General features: G+C 67.2%; 11 protein-coding genes and 1 tRNA gene. 7 read left to right on the top strand and 5 right to left on the bottom strand.

Annotation, left to right across the window (positions count from 1 at the left end):
• Nucleotides 1-48: 48 nt before the first annotated feature.
• On the top strand, nucleotides 49-1,416 hold the full coding sequence (locus ABD727_RS05860; RefSeq protein ID WP_344706448.1) for an alpha-amylase family glycosyl hydrolase: 1,368 nt from the start codon (nucleotides 49-51) through the stop codon (nucleotides 1,414-1,416).
• Between the two features lie 28 nt (nucleotides 1,417-1,444).
• Here ABD727_RS05860 and ABD727_RS05865 read toward each other — a convergent pair whose 3' ends face one another.
• A complete protein-coding gene (locus tag ABD727_RS05865; RefSeq protein WP_344706449.1) occupies nucleotides 1,445-2,731 on the bottom strand; it encodes a sugar transferase in 1,287 nt (428 codons plus the stop codon).
• 4 nt (nucleotides 2,732-2,735) lie between these two features.
• Nucleotides 2,736-4,016: a nucleotide sugar dehydrogenase gene (locus tag ABD727_RS05870; RefSeq protein ID WP_344706450.1), complete on the bottom strand. Its 1,281-nt coding sequence runs from the start codon at nucleotides 4,014-4,016 to the stop codon at nucleotides 2,736-2,738.
• A 182-nt stretch (nucleotides 4,017-4,198) separates the two neighbouring features.
• Here ABD727_RS05870 and ABD727_RS05875 point away from each other — a divergent pair, with 182 nt between their 5' ends.
• Nucleotides 4,199-4,585, top strand: a complete 387-nt coding sequence (locus ABD727_RS05875) for a hypothetical protein (RefSeq protein WP_344706451.1) — start codon at nucleotides 4,199-4,201, stop codon at nucleotides 4,583-4,585.
• A 77-nt stretch (nucleotides 4,586-4,662) separates the two neighbouring features.
• On the opposite strand, the gene ABD727_RS05880 is transcribed toward ABD727_RS05875, so the two are convergent.
• Complete coding sequence (locus ABD727_RS05880; RefSeq protein ID WP_344706452.1) at nucleotides 4,663-6,111, bottom strand: AMP nucleosidase; 1,449 nt, start codon at nucleotides 6,109-6,111, stop codon at nucleotides 4,663-4,665.
• A gap of 100 nt (nucleotides 6,112-6,211) precedes the next feature.
• On the opposite strand from ABD727_RS05880, the gene ABD727_RS05885 reads away from it, so the two are divergent.
• From ABD727_RS05885 to ABD727_RS05905, 5 genes are all read left to right on the top strand, one after another.
• Nucleotides 6,212-6,811, top strand: a complete 600-nt coding sequence (locus ABD727_RS05885) for a TetR/AcrR family transcriptional regulator (protein WP_344706453.1) — start codon at nucleotides 6,212-6,214, stop codon at nucleotides 6,809-6,811.
• Nucleotides 6,812-7,103: 292 nt separating this feature from the next.
• The gene (locus tag ABD727_RS05890; protein WP_344706454.1) at nucleotides 7,104-7,532 is read left to right on the top strand and encodes a hypothetical protein; all 429 of its coding nucleotides are present in this window, start codon (nucleotides 7,104-7,106) and stop codon (nucleotides 7,530-7,532) included.
• Nucleotides 7,533-7,552: 20 nt separating this feature from the next.
• Nucleotides 7,553-8,803 carry an efflux RND transporter periplasmic adaptor subunit gene (locus tag ABD727_RS05895; protein ID WP_425566802.1) on the top strand — a complete coding sequence of 417 codons (1,251 nt, stop codon included), beginning with the start codon at nucleotides 7,553-7,555 and terminating at the stop codon, nucleotides 8,801-8,803.
• Nucleotides 8,804-8,857: 54 nt separating this feature from the next.
• A complete protein-coding gene (locus ABD727_RS05900; RefSeq protein ID WP_344706456.1) occupies nucleotides 8,858-12,037 on the top strand; it encodes an efflux RND transporter permease subunit in 3,180 nt (1,059 codons plus the stop codon).
• Between the two features lie 4 nt (nucleotides 12,038-12,041).
• On the top strand, nucleotides 12,042-13,439 hold the full coding sequence (locus ABD727_RS05905; RefSeq protein WP_344706457.1) for an efflux transporter outer membrane subunit: 1,398 nt from the start codon (nucleotides 12,042-12,044) through the stop codon (nucleotides 13,437-13,439).
• 19 nt (nucleotides 13,440-13,458) lie between these two features.
• Here the strand turns inward: ABD727_RS05905 and ABD727_RS05910 are convergent.
• Nucleotides 13,459-13,532: transfer RNA gene (locus ABD727_RS05910), tRNA-Gly, on the bottom strand.
• 117 nt (nucleotides 13,533-13,649) lie between these two features.
• Nucleotides 13,650-16,292, bottom strand: a complete 2,643-nt coding sequence (locus ABD727_RS05915; RefSeq protein ID WP_344706458.1) for a TonB-dependent receptor — start codon at nucleotides 16,290-16,292, stop codon at nucleotides 13,650-13,652.
• Nucleotide 16,293 lies beyond the last annotated feature (1 nt).

Raw genomic sequence — 16,293 nt, forward strand, 5'->3', positions numbered from 1 at the left:
CTATGCAGTGGCTATCCCGACCTTCGTCGCCATGCTTCACTCCCTCCCATGAAGCACCTTCTCCTCGCCGCCGCAGCGCTCGCCCTGACCGTCTCGCCGACTGCCGCGGTTGCCGGCCGCTACGCGCCGCAGGACCTCAGCGGCGTCAGGCATCCCGAGTGGACGAAGGATGCCGTCATCTACCAGATCAACACCCGCCAGTTCACGCCCGAAGGCACCTTCAAGGCCGCCGAGGCGCAGCTCCCACGGCTGAAGGCGATGGGCGTGGACATCCTGTGGATCATGCCGATCCACCCGATCGGGGTGAAGAACCGCAAGGGGACGCTCGGCTCGCCCTACAGCGTCAGGGACTATCGCGCGGTCAATCCCGAGTTCGGGACCATGGCCGACTTCCAGCGCTTCGTCCGAGCCGCGCACGGGCAGGGGATGAAGGTAATCATCGACTGGGTCGCCAACCACAGCGCCTGGGACAACCCACTCGTCGCGCAGCACCCCGAATGGTACGAGCGCGACTGGAAGGGCGACTTCCGCCCGACCCCCTGGTGGGACTGGTCGGACATCATCGACTTCGACTTCCGACAGGAAGGAATCCGTCAGTATATGGCGGACTCGATGCTTTACTGGGTGCGCGAGGCCGACATCGACGGCTTCCGCGCCGACGTCGCCGCCTATGTCCCGCTCGACTTCTGGGAGAAGGTCCGCGCCGACGCCGACAGGATCAAGCCGGTCTTCATGCTCGGCGAGGCGCAGATGCGCGATCTTCATCACAAGGCGTTCGACGCGAGCTACGGCTGGGGCTGGTACAATGCGCTCGCCGAGATCGCGCAGGGCAAGTCCGACACCGGCGCCCTGTTCGGCTATTTCAGCGAGAATGAAAGCGCCTGGCCGGCCGGTTCGATGCGCATGGTCTATGCCGAGAACCACGACCAGAACGCCTGGCACGGAACCGGCACCGAGGTGTTCGGCCCGGCGCTCACCAACGTCCATGTGCTGGCCTTCGCCGGCGAGGGCATTCCGCTTGTCTACAATGGCGAGGAAGCGGGTAATCCCAAGCGGCTGAAGTTCTTCGAGAAGGACCCGATCGCCTGGCGCGAGCACCCCAATCGCGCCCTGTTCACGCGCCTCGCAGCCCTCAAGAGCCGCAACCAGGCGATGTGGAACGCGCCGTGGGGCGGGCGGATGGTCGGCGTGGTCAACGATCGCCCGCAGAAGGTCTTCTCGTTCGTGCGCCAGAAGAATGGCGACAAGGTGCTCGGCCTGTTCAACTTCTCGGCCGAGCCGCAGACGGTGAAGCTTTCCGAGCGGCTCGGAGACGGCACCTACCGCGACTTCGCCGACGGCAAGAGCGTGACGGTCGGCGCGAGCACCAGCTTTGCCATGGCGCCGTGGAGCTATCGCCTGCTGACGGTGGAGTAGTCGTTCCCTGCTTTTTGCAGGGCAGCAGCTAGCGCGCGCCGAACCCTGTCATCATCGTCCGCAGCGTCTTGAAGACGATCAGCACGTCGAGCCAAGGCGAGAAATACTTGATGTAGTAGAAGTCGTACTGCAGCTTCTGGTGGATCTCCTCCACCTCTGCGACATGGCCCTGGTTGGTCTGCGCCCAGCCCGAGATCCCCGGCTTCACCACGTGGCGGTAGCGGTAGAAGGGGATTTCGCCGACATACCAGTGGCTCAGCACCTCGGCCTCGGGCCGCGGGCCGATCCAGCTCATCTCGGCCTTGAGGATGTTCCAGACCTGAGGAAGCTCGTCGATCCGGGTCTTGCGAAGGAAGGCGCCGACCCTCGTGATGCGCGGGTCGAGGTCGCCGGTCATCGCGGCAGCGCGGGCGTCGGCCGCCTTGGGTGCCGGACCCGCGCGCATGGTGCGGAACTTGACCACCCGGATCGCCTCGCCGCGGTGGCCGATCCGCCGCTGAACGAACAGCACCGGCCCGCCGTCGTCGAGCTTGATGGCAAGCGCGGCGATGGCCATGATCGGCAGCAGCAGCGGCAGGACCGCCAGTGCGACCAGGAAGTCGAGCGCGGTCTTGAAGGTGAAATAGCCGCGCGCGGGAACCAGCGAACCGAAGCTGTTCTCGGACAGATGGTCGATCTCGACCCGGCCGGTGAGCGATTCCTGAAGCGGTTTCACCTGGTAGACGATCATCCCCGCCAGCGCGGCGTCGGCGAGGAAGCTTTCCCAAAGCGGCGGGAGATCGGCGGCGAAGTCGGCGACCACCGCGTCGCAGCGGCTCGCCAGCTCCATGCTCGGCCGCTCGAGCCGGATCCAGCTCACGTTCGGCAGGTCGATGAGCTTCTTCCACTCGCCGATCGGGACCACGCCGATCTGCAGCACCAGCCGGCGCTGGACCAGGAAGTAGATTGCGTAGAACCACAGGACGTGGATCAGGAAGCCGGCGACGAAGGTCGTCCGGTCATAGGGGAGGCGGGTGAAGAAGAAGAAGGCGAGCACCAGTCCGTGCGCCGCCGCGGCGGTCGGAAGGATCACCGTGCTCGACCGGATGCCCGGGTAGGGCTCGACGCTCAGGCGCAGCCACATGGTCAGCACGATTGCGACCAGGTTGGCGTAGAAGGCGTTGAAGGTCGAAATGTAGATGGCTTCGGGCGTGAACAGCAGCCGCCAGGCCAGCGGTCCGACCCCCGCGAGCAGGAAGGCCCCGAGCAGCTGCACCCGCCGGCGGACAAGCCACCCGCCGCGGGCTACGCGCTGGACTGGGGTCAACTGGAACATGAGGTTAGAGCGTCCACATCTCGAAGGAAGGCTGCTCGTCCCATTGCCACAGGCGCTTCAGGTCGGCGACCTGGCCGCTGGGCGCGAGAAGACCGGCGACGTCCTTGGCGGACCAGCCCCGATATTCGTCATGGGCGACCGCGCCGAGCACCAGGTCAGCGCTCTGGCCGAGGGTCGCCGGGTCGACCAGCTCGAGCCCATATTCGTGACGGGCCTCGGCGGCGTCGGCGAGCGGGTCGGCGACCAGCACCTCGTGGCCGAGCCACTGCAGCCGGCTGATGACGTCGATCACCCGGCTGTTGCGCAGGTCGGGGACATTCTCCTTGAAGGTCAGCCCGAGCACCAGGATCCGCGAGCGGTTGGCGCCGAGCCGCTCGTGCAGCCGGTCGGCGACCCAGGCGCCCATGCCGTCGTTGGTCTCGCGGCCGGCAAGGATGATCCGCGGCTCATGGCCGAGTTCGCGGGCGCGGTGGGCAAGGTAGTAGGGATCGACCCCGATGCAGTGGCCGCCGACCAGGCCGGGCTCGAACGGAAGGAAGTTCCACTTGGTCCGGGCCGCGGCGAGCACGTCCCAGATCGAAAGGTCGAGCTTGGCGAAGATCTGGGTGATCTCGTTCATGAAGGCGATGTTGATGTCGCGCTGGGCGTTCTCGATCACCTTGGCGGCCTCGGCGGCCTTGATCGAGGCGGCCTTGAAGATCTTGCCGCCGTTGATCGCGCCGTACATCGCCGACAGGCGCTCGGTGGTATCGGCGTCCTCGCCGGCGACGACCTTGACGATCCGGTCGACGGTATGTTCGCGGTCGCCCGGGTTGATCCGCTCGGGGCTGTAGCCGAGCTTGAAGTGGGGGCCGCGCGACAGTCCGGAAACGCGCTCGAGTTCGGGCCCGCAGATGTCCTCGGTCACTCCGGGATAGACGGTGCTCTCGTAGACGACGATCGCCGGGCGCTCGCGATCGATCAGGCCGGCGACGCTGCGGGTGGCCGACAGGAGCGGCGAGAGGTCGGGCCGGTTGGCGTCGTCGACGGGGGTCGGGACGGTGACGATATAGATGTCGCCGCCGCGCGCCTCCTCGGGCTCGCAGGTCAGCTTGAGCTTGCTCGAGGCGAGCCGCTCGGCGGTGAGCTCGCGGGTGCGATCCTCACCGCGGCCGAGCTCCGCGACTCGCCCGCGATCGATATCGAAGCCGGTGACGTCGAAATGGTCGGCCAGCGCGACCGCCAGCGGAAGGCCGACATAGCCGAGGCCGATCACGATTATCTTGTTGTCGTGCAACGTGTTCACTTCCAATTGCCTGTTCGCCGCGCTTCATAGGGTGCACAGAAGACACGGCAAGAGCCGCAATTGTGCAAGCGAGGGAACTGACTGCAACTTCTCTGCTTGACGATGGTTCAACGTTCGGCTGGAGACGTCCTACAGGGCGGATTTCCGCTTATGTGTTCTTTTACCAGGTGGGGAGTGCCGCCATGACCAAATTCTCGATTGTTACGGGCCTTGGCGCAGCGGCGCTGCTGGCCACTTCTGCTGCTGCCCAGTGGGTTCCGGGTTCGGAGATCGCCGGCCAGACCGTCCAGGTCGAAACCAACGGTGTCGTCAACAACATCACCTTCGAGCCGGGCGGAACCGCTCGCATCACCACCCCCAACGGCAACGTCGTTCCGGCCAGCTGGACCGCCAACGCCGGTCAGCTCTGCCTGAACAGCGGCGGTGCGCAGGAGTGCTTCCCCTACAACCAGCCGTTCCAGGCCGGTCAGACGGTGAACGCCACCTCGAGCTGCGGCGCGACCAGCCGCTGGCTCGCCAACAGCACCAACCAGCCCGCCCAGCCGCAGACCCGCGGCGAGCGCGGCTAAGCGATTGCTGATCGTCGGCCCTTCTCGCGAAGGGCCGCAAGGCAAGCCGCCCTCCCAATCGGAGGGCGGCTTTCCTTTTATCTGAACGGCGGCTCGTCGAAGCTGCGCAGCTTGCGGCTGTGGAGCGCGTCGCCCTCCTCGCGAAGCAGGTTGAGCGTCTCGATCCCGATCCGGAGATGCTGGCTGATCGCCCGCTCGTAGAAGGCGTTGGCCTGCCCCGGCAGCTTGAGTTCGCCGTGGAGGGGCTTGTCCGAGACGCACAGCAGCGTCCCGTAGGGCACCCGGAAGCGGTAGCCCTGGGCGGCGACGGTGGCGCTTTCCATGTCGATTCCGACCGCCCGGCTCTGGTTGAAGCGGAGTGCGCTGTCGGTATAGCGAAGCTCCCAGTTCCGGTCGTCGGTGGTCACCACCGTGCCCGTGCGAAGCCGCTTCTTGAGGCTTTCCTCCTCCTCGCCGGTGACCATTGCCGCGGCATTGTAGAGCGCGGTCTGGACCTCGGCGATCGGCGGGACCGGGATCTCGACCGGAAGGATGTCGTCGAGCACATGGTCGTCGCGCAGATAGGCGTGGGCGAGGACATAGTCGCCGATCGTCTGGCTCGGTCGAAGCCCGCCGCAATGGCCGATCATCAGCCACACCTCGGGCCGGAGCACCGCGATATGGTCGCAGATGGTCTTGGCGTTGGACGGCCCGACGCCGATGTTGACCAGGGTGATGCCGTCGTCGCCGTTGGGCCCGACGAGGTGATAGGCCGGCATCTGGTAACGCCGCCACGAGCCCGAGGCGATCTCGGCCTCGGCATTCTCGAGCATTCCGCGGTCGTAGCGCCCGCCGGGCACCGTCAGCGCCTGATAGCCGCTGCCTTCCTCGCGCAGCACGTCGGCGGCGAAGCGGACGAACTCGTCGACGTAGCGGACATAGTTGGTGAACAGGACGAAGCGCTGGAAGTCCTCGGTCGGCGTGCCGGTATAGTGACGCAGCCGGGCCAGGCTGAAGTCGGTGCGCGGTCCGTCGAAGAGCGCCAGCGGGCGGGCCGAATGACGGCTCATGTCCCAGTCGCCGTCGGCGATCTCGTCGCCGATGTGGACCAGCTCGGTGGTCGGGAACCAGCGCCCGAGCTCGGCCGACTGGATCCCGCCCAGTTGCAGGTCGTCGCTTCCGTCGAGGACGTAAGGGTAGGGGATCTCGCTCGCCGACAGGCCGACGCTGACCTTGACGTCATAGTCGCGGCAGAGGTGCTCGAGCTGGATCCGCAGATAGTCGCGGAACAGCCTGGGACGGGCGATGCTGGCGACATAGACGCCGGGCTGGTTCAGCCGGGCGAAGGCGCGGGCGGGAAGCGGCGGCGGGCTCGACGGGTCATAGTCGATGCGCAGCTCGGGATAGGAGAAGCAGCCGGCGGCACGCGCCTGGGACTCGGGTCGAACGCCCTCCCTGACGTAGAGGGCCAGGGCGCGGCGGAGATTGGCGACCGAACGGTCGAAGATGGCTTCGAGTTGGTCGAGGATATTCTCGATGTCAGGCATGGCGTCATGTAGCCGATCCAGCCGCGCCCGCAAGCGGGCCGCACCCGGCATTGGACATCCTGCCGCGCCGACTTATATACCGGTCGATATGGTAAGCGTCATGACCAGGGTCTGCAAAGGCCGTCCGCGCGAGTTCGATGTCGACGAGGCATTGGCTGCGGCGCTGCGCGTCTTCTGGAGCAAGGGCTATGATGGCGCGTCGCTGACCGACCTTACCGATGCGATGGGCATTACCCGGCCGAGCCTCTATGCGGCCTTCGGCAACAAGGAAGCGCTCTTCAAGAAGGCGCTCGATCTCTACGAGAAGGAAAAGCTCGCCTACATCGGCGAGGCGCTGAGCGCCCCGACCTCGCGCGAAGTGGCCGAGCGGCTGCTTACGGGTGCGCTCGAGATGCAGACCAGCGAATGCGAGCCGCGCGGCTGCCTGCGCGTCATCAGCACCATTAGCTGCGGGCAGGAGGCCGACTCGGTCCGGGCCGATCTCGTCGCGCGTCGTGCCTCGTCGCACCAGGCGCTGCTCGACCGCATGCAGCGCGCCAAGGACGAGGGCGACCTGCCGGCGCATGCCGACGCCGAGGCGATGACCAACTACCTGCTCGCGATCCTGCAGGGCATGTCGGTCCAGGCGAGCAGTGGTGCCTCCAAGGAGCAGCTCGAGGAAGTGGTGCGCACGAGCGTCGCTTTCTGGCCCGGAAAATAGCGGAAAAAAATTTCTCTACCGCCCGGTATAGAAGTATTGACCGGCTCGAATCCTCTTTATATACCGCTCAGTATAGAACAGAGGAAAGCTCGTATGGCACGATTGCCTGAAAGGGTTTCGAACCCGCGCTAGACGCGGGTTCTCGATCCACCCCAACATTCCGCAGCTTGGTTGCAGGCCGACGCGCGTCATGCGTCGCAGCCACGGTCGCTGCTCGCCCTTCATTTCCCGATCGCCTCCGAGCCCATGCGCCTCGGGGAGCGCCGGGCTGCGTCTTCCGAAAGGACATCCCATGGCCTCCTTGCCCGTCTCCGCCTGGCCGACCGACCTCGATACTCTCGCTCAGCCGCCGAGGCCGCGGCTTGTCGCGGTCGAGGCATCGGCCCCGGCCATCGCCGCACCGGCGCGCTTGTCGGCGCTCGAATGGTCGATCGTCGCCCTTGCCGAGCGGGACACGATCGCCTCGCTGCGCGAGCCGGGTCGGATCGTCGCCGCGCTGGAAAATCTGTTCGGGGTCCATCGCCCCAACAAGCTCGCCAACTCGCGTCTCGAGGTCCTGCGCCGGGTCGCCGTGTTCGTGTGGCGGCAGGGCTGGAAGGTGCCGAAGAGCGAACTCGAGGCCTTCCTCGCGGAAGGTTTCACGCTCGACCAGTACGAGCTGATCCAGGCCAGCATCGCCGAACGTGCCGCCCCGACCCGTCGCCGGGGACGTGGCCGATGAACGCGCCTTCGCACCCCAACATGGAAGAAGTCTTGCACCCTGTCGAACCGCCTACCGGCTTGTCCCGGCTGAATGCCAAGCAGAAGATCGCGCTCGGCCTCGTTCCTCTCGCCCTCGTCGCCGGGATCGCCTTTGGCCGTCCGGGCGGACCCGAGGCCAATGCCGCGCCGCCACCGGTAACGGTGACCGCCGCCCAGCCGCTGGTCCGACAAGTGTCCGAGTGGGACGACTACTCCGGCCGCTTCGAAGCCAGCCGCTCAGTCGAAGTGCGTCCGCGGGTGTCGGGCGCGATCGTTGGAGTCCACTTCAGGGACGGCAGCTACGTCCGGCAGGGACAACTCCTCTTCACCATCGATCCGCGCCCCTTCGCCGCATCGCTGGCGGAGGCGCGCGCCGCGGTGGCCGGTGCCCGCAGCGAACTCAGCCTCGCGCAGGCCGACCTGTCGCGGGCGCAGCGGTTGCTCGAAGCCGACGCGGTCTCGCGCAGCGACGTCGACCGGCTTCGTGCGCGGGTCCAGGCCGCGCAGGCCTCGCTCGCCGCAGCGGACGCACGAGTCCGTTCACGGCAGCTCGACGTCGGCTTCACCCAGGTCCGCGCGCCGATCAGCGGCCGCGTCTCGGATCGTCGCATCGACGCCGGCAACCTCGTTCAGGGCGAGGGCGGGGGCGAAGCGACCCTGCTCACCACCATCAACGCACTCGACCCGATCTACTTCACCTTCGACGCGTCCGAGGCGCTGTTCCTCAAGGCCCGGCGGGCGCAGGAGAATGGCGAGGCGCCGAGCGAGGTGAAGATCCGGCTCCAGGACGAAACCGACTATCGCTGGCGCGGCCGGCTCGACTTCACCGACAATGGTCTCGACACGCGGTCGGGGACGATCCGGCTCCGAGCGGTGATCGACAATGGCCGCCAGTTCCTGACGCCGGGCATGTTCGGCAACCTCCGCCTCGCCTCGGGCGACGCGCGCCCGGCGCTGCTGGTGCCCGATGCGGCGGTCACGACCGACCAGGCCCGCAAGGTGGTGACCGTAGTCGGCCGCGACGGCAGCCTGGCGCCACGTTCCGTTGTCACCGGTCCGCTGATCGACGGCCTGCGGGTGATCCGTTCGGGGCTCGAGCCCAGTGACCGGATCGTGATCAGCGGCGCGCAGCTCGCCATGCCCGGAATGAAGGTGCAGGTCCGTCCCGGCACCATCAAGGCCGCGGCGCCGCCGCCTGCTGCGCCGCAGTCCGCGCCGCTCGCAGGCTCGGCCACCTTCGCGACCCGCTAAGCACCATTCCTTCCAGCCGTCCGGCGCCGTCCAGCGTCGGCGGGGAGAACATCCATGCGTCTGTCACGCTTCTTCATCACCCGCCCGATCTTCGCGGCGGTGATTGCCGTGCTGATCACCGTGATGGGCGCGATCGCCTATTTCGGCCTGCCGGTCTCGCAATATCCGGACATTGTGCCGCCGACGGTCACGGTAAACGCCAGCTATCCCGGCGCCTCGGCCGAGACCGTGTCCGAGACCGTCGCCGCGCCGATCGAGCAGGAGATCAACGGCGTCGACAACATGATCTACATGTCGTCGCAATCGACCGGCGACGGGCGCCTGACCATCACCGTCACCTTCAAGCAGGGGACCGACCTCAACGCCGCGCAGGTGCTGGTGCAGAACCGGGTGGCCGTGGCCACTCCGCGCCTGCCGCAGGAGGTCCAGCGGCTGGGTGTCATCACCCGCAAGACGTCGCCCGACTTCCTGATGGTGGTGAACCTCGTGTCGCCCGACCGATCGCTCGATCGCGGCTACATGTCCAACTATGCGCTGACCCAGGTACGCGACCGGCTTTCGCGCCTCGACGGGGTCGGCGACGTCCAGCTGTTCGGCGCCCGCGACTATGCGATGCGGGTGTGGATAGATCCCGAGCGCGCCGCGGCGCTCAACCTGACGGCGGGCGAGATCGTCGCAGCCCTGCGCGCCCAGAACGTGCAGGTCGCCGCGGGCACGCTCGGCCAGCCGCCCTACGCGACCGGCGCCGCCTACCAGCTCAGCGTCGAGACCCAGGGCCGGCTCGCCGATCCGCAGCAGTTCGCCAACGTCATCATCCGAAGCGATGCCGACGGCCGCCAGGTCCGCGTCTCGGACGTCGCACGGGTCGAGCTCGGCGCCGCCGACTATGCGTCCAACACCTACCTCTCGGGCGAGCCCACCGTCCTGCTCGGCGTCTTCCAGCGCCCGGGCTCCAACGCGCTCGCCGCCGCCGAGCTCGTCAAGAAGGAGATGGAGTCCGCCTCCAAGTCCTTCCCCAAGGGCCTCGAGTATCGGGTGATCTACAATCCGACCGAGTTCATCGCCCAGTCGATCGACGAGGTCGGCAAGACCCTGTTCGAAGCGATCCTGCTGGTCGTGCTGGTGATCATCGTCTTCCTCCAGCGCTGGCGCGCCGCGGTGGTCCCCGTCATCGCCATCCCCGTCTCGCTGATCGGCACCTTCGCAGTGCTGCAGATGGTCGGCTATTCGCTCAACAACCTGTCGCTGTTCGGCCTGGTGCTGGCGATCGGGATCGTGGTCGACGACGCCATCGTCGTGGTCGAGAATGTCGAGCGCAACCTCGCCAAGGGCATGACCGCGCTCGAAGCCGCGCGAACCTCGATGGACGAGGTCGCCGGCGCGCTGGTCGCGATCGTGCTCGTGCTGTGCGCGGTGTTCCTTCCGACCCTGTTCCTCAACGGGTTGTCGGGCGCCTTCTATCACCAGTTTGCGGTGACCATCTCGGCGGCGACGCTGATCTCGCTGCTGCTGTCGTTGACGCTGTCGCCGGCGATGGCTGCGCTGCTGCTGAAGCCGCATGGCCACGAGCCGCCGAAGAACCGTCTCGCGGCGCTGGCGCAGCGGGCGGGCGATGCCTTCAACCGCATGTTCGAGCGGTTCAGCGAGTCCTATGCCCGGCTGACCCGCCGGCTGGTCGCCGCGCCCAAGCGGATGATGGCCGCCTATGCGGTGCTGATCGCGCTGACCGTAGGGCTCTTCTCGATCACGCCGACGGGCTTCATCCCGGCGCAGGATCAGGGCTACTTCCTGACCGTCATCCAATTGCCGCCAGGCTCCTCGCTCGAGCGTACCGACGAGGTGATGCGCAAGGTCGCCGACCGCATCCTGCCCATCAAGGGCGTCGAGGGTGCGGTGATGCTGGCCGGCTTCGACGGCGCGTCGCAGACCCAGGCGCCCAACGCCGCCGCCGCCTATGTTCCCCTCAAGTCATTCGAGGAGCGCGAGAAGCTCGGGGTCAAGCTGTCGGACATCATGGCCGAGGCGCAGAAGCGGACCGCCGACATCAACGAGGCTCGCCTGCTGATCATCCCGCCGCCCCTGATCCAGGGGATCGGATCGGCGGGTGGCTACCGGATGATCGTTCAGGACACCGGCGGCCACAGCTTCCAGCAACTGTCCGGCCTGTCGTGGAGCATCATCGGCAAGGCCAACCAGACGCCCGGCCTTCGCCAGGTCTACACCCTGTTCGACATCTCGACGCCGCGCGTGTTCGCCGACGTCGACCGCACCAAGGCCGACATGCTGGGCGTGCCGCCGGAGCGGATCTTCGAGGCACTCCAGGTCTATCTCGGCTCTGCCTTCGTTAACGACTTCAACCTGCTTGGCCGCACCTATCGGGTGACCGCGCAGGCGGAGGCTGACGCCCGTGCCAGCGAGGCCGATATCGCCAACCTCAGGGCCCGCTCCAACTCGGGCGCGATGGTGCCGATCGGATCGGTCACGACCTTCGAAGACCGTACCGGACCCTATCGCGTGTCCCGCTACAATGGCTTCCCGGCGGTCGAGATCGATGGCGACACCGCGCCCGGCTATTCGTCCGGCCAGTCGCTGGAAGCGATGGAGGAGCTCGCCCTGGCGCAGCTTCCGGCGGGCTTCCGGACCGAGTGGACCGGCATCGCCTATCAGGAAAAGGCCGCGGGAAGCACCGCGACCCTGGTCTTCGGATTGGCCGTGCTGTTCGTCTTCCTGGTGCTTGCAGCGCAATTCGAAAGCCTGGTGCTTCCGCTGGCGATCATCCTGATCGTGCCCATGTGCCTGCTGGCGGCGATGGCGGGCGTGAACCTGCGCGGCATGGACAACAATGTCCTGACCCAGGTCGGACTGGTGGTGCTGATCGCGCTTGCGGCCAAGAATGCCATCCTGATCGTCGAGTTCGCGCAACAGGATGAGGCCGCGGGCATGTCCCCGGTCGAGGCCGCGGTGCGGGCGGCGCGCGATCGCCTCCGTCCGATCCTGATGACCAGCTTCGCCTTCATCCTCGGTTCGCTTCCGCTGCTAATCGCGAAAGGGGCGGGGGCGGAGCTTCGCCAGGCGCTGGGCACGGCGGTGTTCTTCGGGATGATCGGAGTGACCGCCTTCGGCCTCATCTTCACCCCCACTTTCTATGTCGTCTGCCGCGCGCTGGCCGACCGGATTGGCCGCCTTCGCGGTGCCCGCCCGTCTGCTTCCCCGGCACCGCTGCCAGCGGAATGAGGAAATGATCATGACCAAGCGCCTCCTGCCGATCGCGGCGTCCGTCCTTGCCCTCGCCGCCTGTGCGAGCGGTAGCGACTATGCCGCCCGGCCGCTTCCGACGACCGCCGCCGCGCCCTTCCTTGGATCGACCAGTCCGCTCGTCAGCACCGCCCAGCCGGCGGGGGACTGGTGGCGGCTGTACCGCGATCCGGTGCTCGACCGCCTCGTCGCCGACGCGCTCGCCGCCAACACCGACGTGCGGGTCGCGGCCGGTCGGCTGGAGCGGGCAAGGGCGCTGGTCCGCCAGACGCGGGCGGCGCGTGAGCCGCAGATCGGCGCCAACGCCGGAGCCCAGCTCGGCCGCTCGCCCCAGGCCATTGCGGGCGGGGAGGGCGGCATCGACCTCCAGCTCGATGCGGGCCTGAGCGTCGCCTACGAGTTCGACCTTGCCGGCCGGCTCTCCCGCTCGGTCGAGGCCGCGCGGGGCGATGCCGCCGCCGCGGCCTTCGAAGCCGATGCGGTGCGCGTGCTGGTCGTCGCCGACACGACGCGGGCCTATGCCGACGCCGCCTCGGCGGCCAAGCGGATCGCGGTCGCCGAGCGCATCGTCGGCCTACTCGACCGCTCGCTCGCCCTGACCGAGCGACGCCGCGTGGTGGGGCTTGCAACCGGCCTCGATACTGCCCGTATCGCCGCCCTTCGCGACCAGCGCCGGGCCGAGGTCCCGCTGCTCGAAGCGGACCGCACCGCCGCGCTGCTGCGCCTCGCGACCCTGACCGGGCGTACGCCGCGCGACCTGCCGGCCGTGGCGGCGGCGCGCAACGACACGCTGACGCTCGATCAGCCGATCCCCGTCGGCGATGGCGCCGGCCTGCTTGCCCGCCGCCCCGACGTCCGCGCGGCCGAGCGTCGCCTTGCGGCCGCGACCGCCCGGATCGGGGTCGCCACCGCCGACCTCTACCCCAGCATCTCGCTCGGCGGCTCGATCGGGGGCAGCGGGACGAACGTGTCGAACCTCCTCAATCCACTGAGCTGGCTGGTCGGACCGTTGCTCAACTGGACCGCCAACCGATCGGCAACCCGAGCGCGGATCGCGACAGCCGAGGCCGACAGCCGGATCGCACTGGCGCAGTTCGATGGCAGCATCCTGACCGCGCTCCAGGAGACCGAGACTGCGCTCTCCGCCTACCAGCGTCTCGAGCAGCGGCGCGCCGCGCTCGCCTCGGCCCGCACCCAGGCGGAAGCCGTGGTCCGCCGCACCCGCGCGCTGCAGCGTGAAGGACAGATCAGCTCGCTCGAGCTGCTCGATGCCGAACGCACCTACGCGGACGCGGAAGCCGCCGTGGCGCAGAGCGACGCCGGCATTGCCAATGCACAGATTGATCTGTTTCGAGCGCTGGGTGGCGACTGGCGACGCTAGTCGCGAAACTGGCCAAGGCTGGAGCGGGTAGCGGGAATCGAACCCGCGCGTTCAGCTTGGGAAGCTGACAGGCTACCATTACATCATACCCGCGCGCTCGCGCCGCAGAGCGATTGCCACAGGGTGTGTCGCCCATCAACCCCCAGAAAGACGAAGGGCGCCGCCTCCTTGCGGAAGCGACGCCCCAGGTCCGGTCAGTCCGGGATCGGCTTAGATGCCGAAGCGGAGCGACGCCATGATGGTCCGCGGCGCAGCCGGGGTGAAGTTCGGGTTGTCGTTGGCACGGATCTGCGTGCCGATGTTCCCGAGGTAGAACTGGTCGGTCAGGTTGGTGACGTTCACCTGGAAGAAGGTGTTCTTGAGACCCAGCGGCTCGGCCGAGATGCGGAGGTCCGCATCGACGGTGGTGTAGCCGGAGACCTTCACGTCATTGGTGTCGGTCGCGAAGCGCGAGCCGACCCGCTTGAACTGGAAGCCCAGCTCGAACGGATTGAAGTCGAAGTTCACGCGGCCACCGAACTGCCACTTGGGGGTCTCGGTGACGAACTTGCCGGCGGTCGGAGCGCAGACGGTGGTCGTCTGGCCCGCGGTCGGCGCCGCGCCGCAGAAGATCAGGCCTGCGGGCGGAGCAATCGTGCCGGTCGCCGGCGCCGTGTAGCGCTGGATCTCGACATTCTCCTTCAGCTCGGTGTCGATGTAGCTGACCAGGCCGACGAGGCTGATCCAGCGAGCCGGCTGATAAGCGATGTTCGCGTCGACACCCTGGCTGTCGACCGAACCGATGTTGCGGTCGAGCGAAATGCCGAGGTCCGGGTTGAACGAGCTGACGATCCGGTTCTGATAGTCGATCTTCCAGGCCGCGAGCTGCGCCTGGACGTTGCGCCGGGTGTAGCGCAGGCCGAGGTCGAACGCATCGGTCTCTTCCGGATCGATCTCGACGATCGGAGCACGGTAGAGGTTGTCGGTGCGCGGCGCCGAGAAGCCCTTGGCATAGCTGCCGAAGGTCGAGAGGCCGTTGAGGCTGCCCGAGAAGTTGTAGGTGAAGCCGACGTTCGGAAGCAGCTTGCCGAACTTATACTTGGCCTTGAACGGACGGTAGTAAGGCGTCGGGCCGGTGGTCGGCACGACATCGTCGGCGTCGATGAAGTTGAGGTTGGTCTCGCTGGTGCAGTAAGCGAAGCCAGACCCACGCGCCTCGATCGGGCAGAAGGTCTCGAGGTCGCGCTTGAAGAACGGACGACGGACGCCGACCTCGACCCGCAGGGCGCGGTCGAAGAAGCGGCCGATATACTGGCCCGAGATCTGGTTCAGGAGAGCGATCGACTTGCGGTCGCGCTGCTGGATCTGGAAGCCGTCGGCGGTCAGGACGTCGCGTCCGTTGCGGCCCGAGAAGATGTTCTGCGGGCTGCCGTCCTGCTCGAGATATCCCCACTCACCGGTCTGGCGGTGGTTGCCGCGGTCGTAGGTGTAGGCGACGCGCAGGCGGTGCTCGCGGGTGATGTCCCAGATGAGCGAGCTGGTCAGGCCGTAGCGACGGGTGTTGGTGATGTTCGGAGTGAAGAAGCGGACGGTGTCGAGGATGTCGCCGTCACCGTTGTAGTCGACTCCGGCAGCGGTGGTCGAACCGCCACGGGCGCGGGCGCTGTTCTCGGCGAGCGTGGTGGTGCCGCCGCCATGCGCCAGCGTGTACTGGTAGCTCGGGTCGACGGTCAGGGTCAGCGCGTCGGTCAGCGTGAAGCGCGAGCTGCCGCGGATGTTGCCGGTGTCCGACGGATTGACGCGCACACCGAAATAGTTGGTGCAGGCCGACGCGTTGAGCGGGTTGTTGTTGGCGCTTCCGGCAATTGCGGGTGCCGAGGGGCCGGTGCCGTTCGGGCCGGTGCCGCCGTTACCGTTCTGGACGACGCCATTCAGCGGAATGGGGTTGTTGCACTCGGCCAGGTTCTCGAAGTCGTAGGCAGCTTCTTCCTGCGCGTAGCTGAAGTAGCCGACGCGGGTCGGATTGTTCGCATTCGCCAGGGCATTGTCCTGGATCTCCGAGGTGCCGAACAGCGAGCGGAAGTCGCTCAGGCTCGGGTTACGGAAGAAGTTGTTGCGGTTGATGTTGATGTGCGCGCCGAGCGTGATGAAGTCGCCGTTGTTGCCGATCGGCTGATAGATCTTGGCATTGGCCTGGCGCTTGTAGATCTCGCCCGGGCCCTTGAACTTGTCGTTGCGGGCATAGCTGCCCGACAGGAAGGCGCGGGTGCCCGACGAGTGCAGGGTGCCGGTCTGGACGACGCCGAACAGGCGGCGATAGTCGAAGGTGCCGACCGAGCCGGTGAAGTTCAGCTGCTGGTCGAGCGTCGGCAGGATGGTGCGGTAGTTGACGGTGCCGCCGGCGGCCGACGCGGTCGGCGAGTCGACGTCGGTGACCCCGAGGCCGACGTTGACCTGCTCGATCAGCTCGGGGTCGACCTGCTGGTTCGAATAGATGGCATAGTTGCCGGTGTCGTTGAGCGGCTGGCCGTCAAGCGTCAGGCTGATGCGGTTGCCGTCGAAGCCGCGGATGCGGATGTTGCCGCCCGCGCTGCCGTAGGGATCGCTCTGGGTGAAGTTGACGCCCGGGACCAGGTTCAGCGTGTTGAGGATGGTCTGGCCGGCCGACTGCTTGCTGATCAGCTCCTGCGTGATGACCGCCTTGGCCTTGGTCGTGTCGGGCACCTGGATGCCGTCGACGTTGCTCGACCGGGTGCCGGTGACGACGATCGGCGCCGCTTCTTCTTCGGTCTCGATGGTGCCGGTCGACTGGGCGAAGGCGGCGGTCGGCATGAACACCGCCGCGGCGGAGCAGAGCAGGATGAGCTTTTTCACT

Origin of the sequence: Sphingomonas swuensis (assembly GCF_039538045.1) — a bacterium.
In the GTDB taxonomy this organism is placed as follows: Bacteria; Pseudomonadota; Alphaproteobacteria; order Sphingomonadales; family Sphingomonadaceae; genus Sphingomicrobium; species Sphingomicrobium swuense.